13 protein-coding genes and 1 pseudogene are annotated in these 10,423 nt (G+C 63.5%); 4 read left to right on the plus strand and 10 right to left on the minus strand.

Annotated elements, in window-relative coordinates:
* Positions 1 to 219: 219 nt before the first annotated feature.
* From NA11_RS35765 to NA11_RS47250, 3 genes are all read right to left on the minus strand, one after another.
* Complete coding sequence (locus NA11_RS35765) at positions 220 to 879, minus strand: ABC transporter ATP-binding protein (RefSeq protein WP_069166502.1); 660 nt, start codon at positions 877 to 879, stop codon at positions 220 to 222.
* Between the two features lie 66 nt (positions 880 to 945).
* Complete coding sequence (locus tag NA11_RS35770; RefSeq protein WP_141718032.1) at positions 946 to 3,084, minus strand: bacteriocin-associated integral membrane family protein; 2,139 nt, start codon at positions 3,082 to 3,084, stop codon at positions 946 to 948.
* 191 nt (positions 3,085 to 3,275) lie between these two features.
* Positions 3,276 to 3,713 (minus strand): lactococcin 972 family bacteriocin, encoded by a 438-nt coding sequence (locus NA11_RS47250; RefSeq protein WP_084655341.1) that lies wholly within the window; start codon positions 3,711 to 3,713, stop codon positions 3,276 to 3,278.
* A gap of 261 nt (positions 3,714 to 3,974) precedes the next feature.
* Between NA11_RS47250 and NA11_RS45215 the strand changes: the two are divergent.
* Positions 3,975 to 4,064: pseudogene (locus NA11_RS45215) on the plus strand (HNH endonuclease); the annotation flags it as partial.
* Between the two features lie 145 nt (positions 4,065 to 4,209).
* Here the strand turns inward: NA11_RS45215 and NA11_RS35775 are convergent.
* From NA11_RS35775 to NA11_RS45970, 4 genes are read right to left on the minus strand one after another with little or no spacing between them, the layout of a single operon-like run.
* Entirely contained in the window at positions 4,210 to 4,602 is a 393-nt protein-coding gene (locus tag NA11_RS35775) for a DUF6188 family protein (RefSeq protein ID WP_141718033.1), read from the minus strand.
* Positions 4,603 to 4,605: 3 nt separating this feature from the next.
* Positions 4,606 to 5,859, minus strand: coding sequence for a hypothetical protein (locus NA11_RS35780; RefSeq protein WP_069166505.1), 1,254 nt, complete (start codon positions 5,857 to 5,859; stop codon positions 4,606 to 4,608).
* A gap of 8 nt (positions 5,860 to 5,867) precedes the next feature.
* The gene (locus NA11_RS35785; protein WP_069166506.1) at positions 5,868 to 6,170 is read right to left on the minus strand and encodes a WXG100 family type VII secretion target; all 303 of its coding nucleotides are present in this window, start codon (positions 6,168 to 6,170) and stop codon (positions 5,868 to 5,870) included.
* A gap of 8 nt (positions 6,171 to 6,178) precedes the next feature.
* Complete coding sequence (locus tag NA11_RS45970; protein WP_167837800.1) at positions 6,179 to 6,490, minus strand: WXG100 family type VII secretion target; 312 nt, start codon at positions 6,488 to 6,490, stop codon at positions 6,179 to 6,181.
* A 99-nt stretch (positions 6,491 to 6,589) separates the two neighbouring features.
* Here NA11_RS45970 and NA11_RS35795 point away from each other — a divergent pair, with 99 nt between their 5' ends.
* From NA11_RS35795 to NA11_RS45220, 3 genes are all read left to right on the plus strand, one after another.
* Positions 6,590 to 7,336, plus strand: coding sequence for a hypothetical protein (locus tag NA11_RS35795; protein WP_174567781.1), 747 nt, complete (start codon positions 6,590 to 6,592; stop codon positions 7,334 to 7,336).
* A 157-nt stretch (positions 7,337 to 7,493) separates the two neighbouring features.
* A complete protein-coding gene (locus NA11_RS35800; protein ID WP_245746436.1) occupies positions 7,494 to 8,138 on the plus strand; it encodes an SDR family NAD(P)-dependent oxidoreductase in 645 nt (214 codons plus the stop codon).
* 272 nt (positions 8,139 to 8,410) lie between these two features.
* Positions 8,411 to 8,650, plus strand: a complete 240-nt coding sequence (locus NA11_RS45220) for a hypothetical protein (protein WP_141718035.1) — start codon at positions 8,411 to 8,413, stop codon at positions 8,648 to 8,650.
* Between the two features lie 92 nt (positions 8,651 to 8,742).
* Here NA11_RS45220 and NA11_RS35810 read toward each other — a convergent pair whose 3' ends face one another.
* The 3 genes from NA11_RS35810 to NA11_RS46430 form a co-directional block, all read right to left on the minus strand.
* Complete coding sequence (locus NA11_RS35810) at positions 8,743 to 9,861, minus strand: epoxide hydrolase family protein (RefSeq protein WP_069166509.1); 1,119 nt, start codon at positions 9,859 to 9,861, stop codon at positions 8,743 to 8,745.
* 64 nt (positions 9,862 to 9,925) lie between these two features.
* Positions 9,926 to 10,180, minus strand: coding sequence for a winged helix-turn-helix transcriptional regulator (locus NA11_RS47370; protein WP_218023442.1), 255 nt, complete (start codon positions 10,178 to 10,180; stop codon positions 9,926 to 9,928).
* Between the two features lie 17 nt (positions 10,181 to 10,197).
* Positions 10,198 to 10,423: hypothetical protein (locus NA11_RS46430; protein WP_218023443.1), on the minus strand; the 226-nt coding region annotated here is incomplete at its 5' end.

Here is a 10,423-nt window from a genome sequence, read left to right on the forward strand (position 1 = left end):
CCTCAATCCGGATCACCCGAATCGTGTGGTGGCTCACACCTTTCGGTCCGACGACGGCCCGACCGCACCGCCGGTAGCCCTGGCAGTGGCCGAACTGCGGGTTCGAGTGGGACATATCGAAAGCCTTGCTTCCCAACGGATGTGAGGCTATCGGCGTCGGGGTAGCGGGTGGTGAACATCCGCAAGCTGCGCAACGAAATACCTTGTGGTGCATAGAAGTCACCGGATGCGCTGTTCCTGTCCCGAACCGGACTGCACCGGGGTGAGCTCGTGTTCGATGTCGGCGTGGGCGCGAATGGCATCATTGTGAGTGGCGACGATGACGGTTGCGCCTGCGACGGCCAGCTCGCGCAGGATGTCGATGACTGTGTCAGCGTTGGCGTTGTCGAGGGATGCGGTTGGTTCGTCGGCGAGAACTATCGGCGGATTCTTGAGCAGTAACTGGGCCAGGGCGACGCGTTGCTGCTCTCCACCGCTGAGCTGGTAGACGTTGTCCTTGTCCCGTCCGGCCAGTCCGACTCGATCGAGGACCTCGTGGTAGCGAGTCGAGTGATTTCCTCGGGTCGTGAGTGCTAGACGCAGGTTGTCGGCGATGGTGGCGTCCTCGATGAGGGCGTAATGCTGGAACAGGTATCCGATGTTGTCGCGCCGATAGCGACGGCCACCACGGCGGCTGAGTGCGGTCATATCTGTCCGGTCGTGCAGGACTCGACCTTCCACGGGACGGTCGAGCAGACCGAGGCAGTTGAGCAGGGTGGTCTTGCCCGATCCGCTGGGGCCGGCAACAACCGCCAGCTGCCCATCACCGATGGTCATGTTCAGCCCTGACCACAAGGCCCGTCGGCCGAAAGACTTGCTCAGGTTCTCGATACGGATCATGAACCGATCTTTCGCAGCGGCTCGTGGTAGCTCATGGGTTTCTTCCTAAGTCGTGGGGTGGAGGGGCTATGTGTCGTTGATGCCGGTGGCGGTGATACGGCGGTGCGCGAGGGCCAAGGACGTGGCGAACACCGCGATCGCAACTACAGCTACGACTGTGGCGGGCATCAGCCGCCACCAGTCAGGTGCCTGAGTCAGTGGGGGTGCCGGAATTCCGAGGTCGGCGTAGATCGTGACGGCGCGCGCCCGTTGCCAGTTGTTCACGCATATCCACACGAAAGCCCCGATGGGAATGATGATTTCGAGCAGGAACATCCGCCGGTGGATGCGCCAGAAGGAACGGCCGACAACCTGACCGGCGTAGATGGTGCGCACCTGTTTGCGCGTGTACAGCACGCATGTAGTGACTGCGGCCAGGACCAGCACCGCGAGCGTCAATCCGAGTGTCACTCCAGCAGAGATCAAGCGACGGACGGCACTCGCGTGGTTGTCGGCGAGCAGCCCGGTGATCGGACGCATGCTCAGGATGTGATCGGCGGGCAGGTCCCGGTCCACAGCCGAAGTGATGTCCTCAGGTGAGAGGACGACACCGTATTGATTCGCCCATGCGGCGAGACGAATATCGCTGATCAATGGCGTTCCGTTGGGAATAGAGATGATCACCGGGTCATCAACCAGCGGCCGGGTCATCTGAGTACCCTCAGCATCTATTTCCTGGCCCTTGGTGGCATAGACGAAAACGGTTTGCCCGTCTGCGGCCGGCACCTGCTGTACGTGCGGTGGCGGCACTCCGGCGGGCAGGTTCTCCGGGGTGAAATTCTTGAGGACACTGGTCGTGATTGCTTCGGCATGCGTGCGTAGACGTTCGGGAATGATGATCCGAACAGTGTTCTCAGGCGCAGGCCCGTAGCGGGACCCGGCTGTATCCAACACCGGTTGGTCAGCGAGGAAGGTGTCGTTCACCCACAGCATTTCTCGAGTGACCGGCAAAGCCGGGGGCGGAAGATAGTCTCGCAACGCATCCCGTTTCATGACGGTAACCCGGCCACGGATGTCCAGCTGACGCAGCCACCGGCCGGTTTCCTCATCGTTTCGATCCATCGTCTCCCATATGCGATGGCCGGGGAAAGCAATGTTGACCGCGTCGCCCACGCGGGCAGCGTATGGGTGAGCGGCATTGCGATTGTCCAGATCCGCACAACCGGAGACTATCGCGGCCACGGCGGGCACAACCAGGAGGACGGCAAGGATCCGCAACGGGTACAACAGCGTCATCGCCGGCCCCAGCCTCAGTCTGCCCTTCAGTGTCTCCACCACCGGAGTCGCGAACACCGCGAGTAATGCGGTGCTGTAGGCCAACCCCACGACGAAGGCCATCAGTATCGCTGCGGTCGTGGCGACACGAGCGAACACAGCGAACTGAGCCCACCCGTTGTACCAGCGCAGGAAACCTGACACCGCAGCCCAGGCACCCACACTGGCGACCGCGCAGAACGGGGCCAGGCTGCGGATATCGCGCCACATCAGCTGAGGCACCGTCGCGCCGTGTAACCGCCACACCGCATACCGGCGGGCGCTCAGCAGCACCGTGCCTGAGGTGAGCGCGATCAACCCGCCAAGCAGCGCGGCGACCAGCACCCTCGAGCGCACTATGTACATCAGGGCCACCTGACCGAACGCCAAAGACGAACTCCGCGTACCGAATAGACCCAGCTCCTCGAAACGGGTCGTCAACTCCGCCGCTGCAGCCTCCGGCCCGCGCACCCGGTACGCAGCCCGGGGGTCGAGCCCGTCGCCTCGATCGAAGGGTTTGATGTCCAACCGCAGCGCCGGTGACCGCCCGAACGAGGTCAACAGTTCGCGGACCCTCGCCACACCATCTGATCGTGGATCACCGGCAGCAACATAGACATGATTGAGGTGATCGCCATCGTAGAAATCCTCGTCGACACGCAGGATCGTCGCGCGATGCCGCTGCGCGACGGCGGTGACCGTCTCCGTCACGTGCTCCCACGACACACCGCTCCGATTGTCTTCTACCTCCACGAGAAAGCCCCCCTGCCAGCCCGGATACTTATCCAGATCCTCGGCTATCAGGAACCCCAGCAACGACGCCGTAGCCAGCACGGAGCAGATAACGAACTTCAATCCAAGATGCCGCACACCAACCCTTTCGAACACACCCGCTTCAACGACAGACAACATCGACCAACGACCCACGATTGGATGCACAGCGAAAAGTGCTGGCGGGCAACATCTTACCGCCCACCAGCACTTCACACGAGGGACGCGCCTGCGACCCGGATCCGTCGCAGACTGCGACACCCCACCGATCATGACGCTCGCCAACGTGAACGCAGACCTAGCAACTCACGCTGTGCGCAACGCTTTTCAGATCAGTCGTTGACCCGCCAAAATGACTCCATCGTCCCGCCTCCGACTGCGCGATAGAGCGTCGTGTTCGCCCAAGCACCAGGTCCGACATCACGCCTATCTTGCGCACGCCCCTGTTTCGTGGTCGCGCCATGAGGCCTGCTGGCGTGGAAGTAATTCGACCAGCCCTTATCGAAATCTGTGCCGTAGTCCCAAACCCCGCCCTCCGGGTACTCTCGACCTCTCGGGCTGACACCTTTCATATTGACACCCTCGGTAAAGATCACCGATCCACCAACGACTTCACCAGCAGCGTTGAGCAGATCCGGACCCTTGATGACCCTGCTTTCCCCTGGTGACCTCGGGCTATCCGGCCCGTGAGCCCAAGCTGCTGATGCCCCCACAAATCCCGGGATAGCCACCGCTAGACAGCTGACAACCAGCGCGGTCTTCCATTTCATCGTCGAACAACTCCCCTTGTCAGATGTTTGCCCTCGCACAGTTCGGCCCCTCACCGGCGAGGTATGCGAGGGACCGAGGAGGACGCTACGTAACCCGTTACGGACTGTCGAGCGATCTTCGTTCCCACTCGAACGTCGTGCACGTAACGGGGAAATTCCCGATTCTGAGGGCTGATCCTGGGGCTGATCGTGTTGGTCATCGAGTGGGCGGCCGCGAACTGGCTACCAATCGCAGCGATCGTGACTGTCGCGCTCGGGACGTCCAAGGGCGGGTTCACAGCGCCCGACAACCTTCAGACCTTGTGCTGGCGGTGCAACCGCACCAAGTCGAACAAGGTCATTGCCAGCTGAACATCTATCGGCCCGGCGGGCGCGCTGACGCTTTGATCGTCTCGCGGCGCCAATTGTTCCACTTGTGCCGCCCGGCGCGGCGGGCGACGGCTGCCCGTCGGCCGGTCATTTAGGAGGAGGCTCGAAACTCGCATCTACTGCTGGCTCACTTGCCTTTTCGTGCAGACCAGATGGCGAACTCTCCGCCCGGCAGGCAAATGACTCGGGAGCCATCGACTCCGGCAAGCCCCCAAGCTTCATACTTTGGGTGGACGGGAACGTGGATCGCGGCACCGGAGTCGAATTCAAGACTCAAGCCGTCGACTTCACTGGCATCGGCTCTTGTCACGGTGGAGCCTACAATGGCTTCGAGGCCGGAACCGATCTCGGCATAACTTCCGGAAAGGGCGTTCAGCACGGCCCCAGCAGGTGTACGGAAGGACAGCTCGCCTTCGATTTGCAACTCGAACTCGGCCAGCGGGCCTATCTCCATCGTCACTGTGAATCCGGAAGTTACCTTCGAAATCTGCTGTCCGACAATTTTCAATTGCAGTTCCATTACTCACCAACCTGGAGGTTTCGGGTATGTTCCGTCCGGATTTTTTGGAAAATGAGTTTCAGAGGGAGCTCCTGGCTTTCCGTCCAGCTTCAAAGGTTGGCCCTGCTCATTGTAGAAGCGCACGTAACCGTTCGGGTATTCATCGTTGGGTAGCGCGTCGCGGAACATATTCTGATTCTTGACAGAGCCCGGCTTCTGCCACACCCACCCCTTCCCGTTGTCGGCGAGACGCACCTCCCAGTCCGCAGGGACATGACTTGGGCGCTCGGGCGAACCCAGCTGAACTGCCCTCTTGGCGAGGTCGATTATGCGTTGCAGCTTATCTCGGATTGTAGCGGGAGGCTTCTTTACCTTGATTGCTCGCAGCAGCTTGAAGGTGCTGTAAATGCCTTTGAGCCTGTCGGCGTATCTCTTGACCTTCTCCGCGATCTTGCCCGCCCGATAGGCGGCGACCGCTGCCGCACCGAACCCTGCCGTCAAGACTCCCGCGGCCGCGCTGATGACCAGGCCTACCGCAACGTCTTTCGCGATGTCGATCGCCAAGTCCTCGAGCAGCTTCGTCAGCTGGGCGCGCATGTCGTCGATAGCGGCCTTCTGCTCGCGACACGATTGCGCGAGATCGGCGAACAGGCCGAGGAGGTCTTCGGCCGCGGTCTTCATCTCCCGCAGGTCCTCGTCGATATAGGAGGCGTCCGGCGCGGTCACCGCCTCGAAACACTTCGCCTCTGCCTCGATTCGAGCAGGCAGATCCGCCGCTTTGCCATTGGTGGCCAACGCTTCCCACACTGCGGCGGCCGCGAGGAGCTTGTCGGGATCGCCATCCGGGATCGTCACCCCGGCAATGGCAGCAAGCCCGAAACCGTCATCGATCAACCCGTTGCCGGGCCCTCCGGCCGACGGCGGCGGAACGGGGCAGGTGCTCCACGCCGGGTAGAACGCTTTCGGTTGTCCCGGCTCCGCGCGGCCGGTGCCCTTCGCATAATCGGCGAGCGCGTAGTTGTAGCCCGCCTGTTGCAGAATGCCAGCGTAATTGTCGAGTGCCTGAACCAGGGAACTCGCCAGGCTGTAAGCCTCCGTGGCGTTAGTGTCGTACGAGGCGGCCCAGTCCTTGCATTCTCCCACGCTGCCACCCATGTCCTTGGTGTCACCCAAGGCCGCCATCTGGGCCTCGAAGTCCGCGTGAAAATCTACGGCCGCGGTGTGCAGATTGGTGGCGGAGCCGACGTAGACGAGCGGATCCACATTGAACTCGGTCACGGTGGTATCTACCCCCTGCCGAGCATCCGAAGATTCGTCGCCGCAGCGGAACTGTAGCGATCACGCGCGGCCTCAGCTGCCTGCTTCATCGCCGCGATCCCCTCGGCAACGTCTGTCGCGCCGGTCATCCACAGCCGGAACGCCTCTGCCTGCGCACCCGCAGCAGATCCCTGCCAACTCTGCTGTACCGTGTCGATCCTTTGCTGCAGCCCCGTCAAACTTTCGGACAGAAATCCGATGAATCCATCCAGCCGTGCTGAAATCTGCTCCAGCTCGGCTAATTTCACCTGAAAGGGCTGCGTGTTATCCATGCTTCCCCCTACGGCAGCTCGAGCGAGCTGGTCTGCTGTGCCCGCGATACGTCGTGATCCCCCAGCGTCTGGCTGGTCACCCCGAGCAGCTCCGCCATGGCGGACAACGCCTCGAGCACAGTGTTGGCACCATGCTTGGTCTCTGCCCATCCCGCACCGTAGGCATCGGCCGACGTGCCCTTCCATGACTCGAGCAATGCAGTGACGTCAGCACTCAACGATTGCAGCCCATTCGTCAGAGACTCGGCGGTCAACAGCACGAACCGGCCCGCATCGGACACCTCGGCGGGCACAACCGAGAACTCCGAAGATTCCGACACCGATGCTCCTCGCTCGTTCGAAGTGACCCCAGCCTGAGAAATAGCCCATCGTAAACGATAGACGCAGCGACCGATCGCAGCGGCTGCTCCCTGTACGTGTTGCCCGGCGGGCGCGCGGTGTTGTCCGGCGGTGTGTGGAACGCTCCCGAGCTGGACGCCGCATACAACGGCGGCGCCCCCTTGCCGAACCTGTTCGCAGGCGCCCCGGAATGGGTGACCGACCAGGTGCTGAATCTGCGCGCGACGCAAGGCTTGCTCTCGTTCTGCTACTGGTGGGACCACGGCGCTTGGTATCGCGGCGAATCGCCAGGAGCCGACCGGATCAGTGCGGCGGTGCCCGGGGTGTGGTCGTCGCGGATCGTCGCGGAGATCGTGTGTCAGGTCGCCGGCGACGCTTCGGCCGAGCGCCATCGGGAAGCGGCGGACACCCTGGTCGCCGCCGCCGAAGCCGGTGTGGTGACCCGCAATACGCTGTCCGCGGTGTTCGATGCTCCCGCAGACGACATCGACGGCGCCGTCTACCAGTTGTCGCTGGCCGGCCGGACGGCCACAGTCACCGCACCGCTGCCCCGCGATCGGGCGATCTCGCTGGTGCGCGCGTACATCCTCGGCCGCGACCTCGATACCACCGGCTATCCCCTCGACCAGCTCGCCGCCGAGCGACTCGAGGTCGGCTGGCTGGTCTTCGTGCCGACCGAGCCCGGCGAGCTCGCGATCGGGCGGGCCCTCTTCTATGTCGCCGACGATGGAGTGATCGAACAGTCCTCCTCGTCGACTCCCCCGTCGCTCTATACCGAAGGATTCGAATACCGTTTCCGACGGCGCGGATCGGCACCGGTTTCCTGAACCGACCAGCATCGCTCGGACCGCGGCGCCGCCACCAGTGACACAGCGTCAGGTCGTCACCCGAAGAATTGTCACTGCGCAATGCTGACGTGACTGCACTACTGGCGGCGCCCGCGCGGCACTGAGATCAACAAACATGTCAGAAGATCGTTGGGCCATGGTCACCGGCGCGGCGTGTGGTCTCGGGCGCGCGACCGCCCTTCGACTCGCCGAAGACGGGTACGCGGTCGTGCTCTGTGGTGACGACGGCGCCGAAGCCACCGAAACCCGCCAACTGATCGAATGGTCCGGCGGGCGAGCGAGACAGCTCATCGCCGATTTCCGCGACGCCGCAGCGTTACACGCCTTGATCGCCGCAACAACAGACGTGCTCGACGGCACCCCGTTAGACGTGCTGGTCAACAACACCTGCGCAATGGGTTGCGCGGAAACCACTGAGGCGCTGTTCGATACGGCATTCGACCTCATCGTAAAGGCCCCCCATATTTTGACCAGCGCCTTCGCTCCCACCATGGCCGACCGCGGCGGAGGAACGATCGTCAACGTCACCACCGGTGCAGGCACGATCGCCGCCCAAGCGGCCAAGGTAGCGCTCAACGCGCTGACCACCTCCTGGGCCGCCGAGTACGGCCCTCGTGGCGTGCGAGTGAATTCCGTGGACGCCGGCGCGGCGAGGCACATCGAAACGCCCGACGCAATCGCCGAAGCCATCCGCTTTCTCGTCTCACACCGCGCGTCCGCAATCCACGGTGCCGTACTGACTATCTCCGGCGCCAACAACGCGGCCGAGTTGCGCGCTTGACGCTCGGGTCTCGCCATCCAGGTTCTACGGGCCCCGATCACGAGGCTGGCGGCTCGAACGCGCTGCCATGTATCGCAATATGGCGGCCATCGGCGTCGACATCATCGCCTGGCGCCCGAACGTCCCACTCGGCCAAACGATGTCACTGCACGCCAGACGCCGGACCAGACGATGAAAGCGTCGCCGTCCGCGGCCGTATCTGGCACAGCGATGATCACTGCGGCGTTGATCGGCGTGCACACCTTGCTCTGCTCGCCGTCGGCGCACTCGGCTTGGCGCTGGCACTGGCGGGCCTGCGCCGCCGTCGTCGCGGGTCTGGCTGCCGCGAGGTATCTGACTGGCGTGCATGCGATCTGATCGCCGTCCGACATGGCATCGTCGATCCACCTGTTCTGATCGAAATCCGTACTCACGGCAAAATCACCGGCGAGGCGTGGCCGGGCCCGATCCAGGTCGGCAACCGCTTTCTGCCGCGGACCGCGCAGCAGCCGACCGGGTGGATCGAAACGTAGCACGGGGATTGCCCCGCATTCGGGCGGGTGAGAGCCTCATGCTGCCCAACCGCGATACGTACCCGGCCCGGACAGCGGAGAGCTGTGCCGGATCAGGCGAGCTTCGCGAAGAAGCCGCGGATGTCCTCGGCGAGGGTGTCGGGGACCTCGTAGGCGGCCCAGTGACCACCCTCGCTGTACTCGTTCCACTGGACGATGTTGGCGTGGTCGCGCTCGGCGAGGGCGCGCGGCGGCTTGTAGTCGTAGCCGAAGGACGCCAGGCCGATGGGGACGGTGGTGGGTTCTGTGGCGTGGGTGCCCTTGGCGTTCTCGTAGTAGAACCGGGCCGAGGAAGCGGCTGTGTTGGTGAACCAGTAGATCGCGACGTTGGTGATGATGTCGTCGGGATCGAGCGTGCCGATGAGCTGGCTGCTCCACGTCAGCTGGCCGACCGGGGAATCGGCCAGACCCGCGGCGATGGTCTGCGGCTGCGCGCGCTGGGAGAAGTCGTGGATGGAGTGCTCGAGGAACTTCTGACCGAACTCGATGAAGGCCCGATCCTGCTCGCTCAGGCTTGCCAGCTCGTCCGGGTCGCCGCTCGGGAAGGCGAAGATCTGGTTGACGTGCACGCCGATGACGTAGTCTGGGGCGAGCCGGCCCATCTCCGGGGCCACGATCGCACCCGCGTCGTTGCCGTGCACGCCGTAGCGCGGGTAGCCGAGGCGCCGCATCAGCTCGACGTACGCTGCGGCCATCCGCTCCGGGGTCCAGCCGATGTCGCCGGTGGGGCCGGAGAAGGCATAGCCAGGGTAGGACGGGATGACCAGATGGAACGCGTCGGTGAGCTTGTCGACCAAGCCCAGGTACTCGACGAATGAGCTCGGCCAGCCGTGGGTCAGCATCAACGGGGTGGCCGCCGGGTTGGCCGAGGGGATGTGCACGAAGTGAATCTGCTGTCCATCGATTTCGGTGCGGAAGTGCGGGAACGTGTTGAGCTTCGCCTCGACCGTGCGCCAGTCGAATTCGTTGCGCCACCGCTCGATCAGCGGGCGGGTGAACGAACCAGGCACTCCGTACTCGAAGCCGGGCGCCACCGGGATGCCGAGATCGACCTTGCCCGCGACCTTCTCGGCGGCCAGCTCGTCGGCGAACCGCGTGTGCGCGAGGCGGTAGTTCAGATCGTCGAGGTCGGCCTGAGAAATCTCGATGCGGAATGGGTGGATCTTGGTCATGGGATTCTCCTTGTTGATTAGAACGGAATGTTTCGTTCCGTTATGAAGAGTCTATCAGAACGGATCATTCCGTTTCAACCTCTTCTGCAAAATGGCCCTCTACCTGCACCAACACGCCGTCTCGACGCCGGACCCAAGTCCAACGTCCGCTCCAACCAGCCTGCACCCCCGGCCCCGTCGGCCACTCCCCAGCGCTGGGCATTGCGTGGCGGCGCCGTGCCACCCCGAGCGCCGAAGCCTCGCTCGGCGGCACCGTGGGGTGGACCTTCCGGTGCACCAAACCATCGGACTCGAGCGCACGAAGGACCCGGGTCAGCATGCGCTGGCTGATGCCTTCTACGGCGCAGTGCCCACCGCACCCTTCCGGTCGTCCCAGGTCTGGGGTAGCCAGATTCGACACTCTGGGAGTGCGGCGAGCAACCGGATCCCCCACTCCCCGATTCGGACAAGTCCGGCGCCGCGTTCTCTCGATCTGCTGGCCAGGAACGGACGGGTGGCGAGCCGATCAGGAAACGCGAGTGGGCCGGACACTGCCGACCACCAGCGCGTAAGCCGCCATCGC

Source organism: Nocardia altamirensis NBRC 108246 (assembly GCF_001612685.1).
In the GTDB taxonomy this organism is placed as follows: domain Bacteria; phylum Actinomycetota; class Actinomycetes; order Mycobacteriales; family Mycobacteriaceae; genus Nocardia; species Nocardia altamirensis.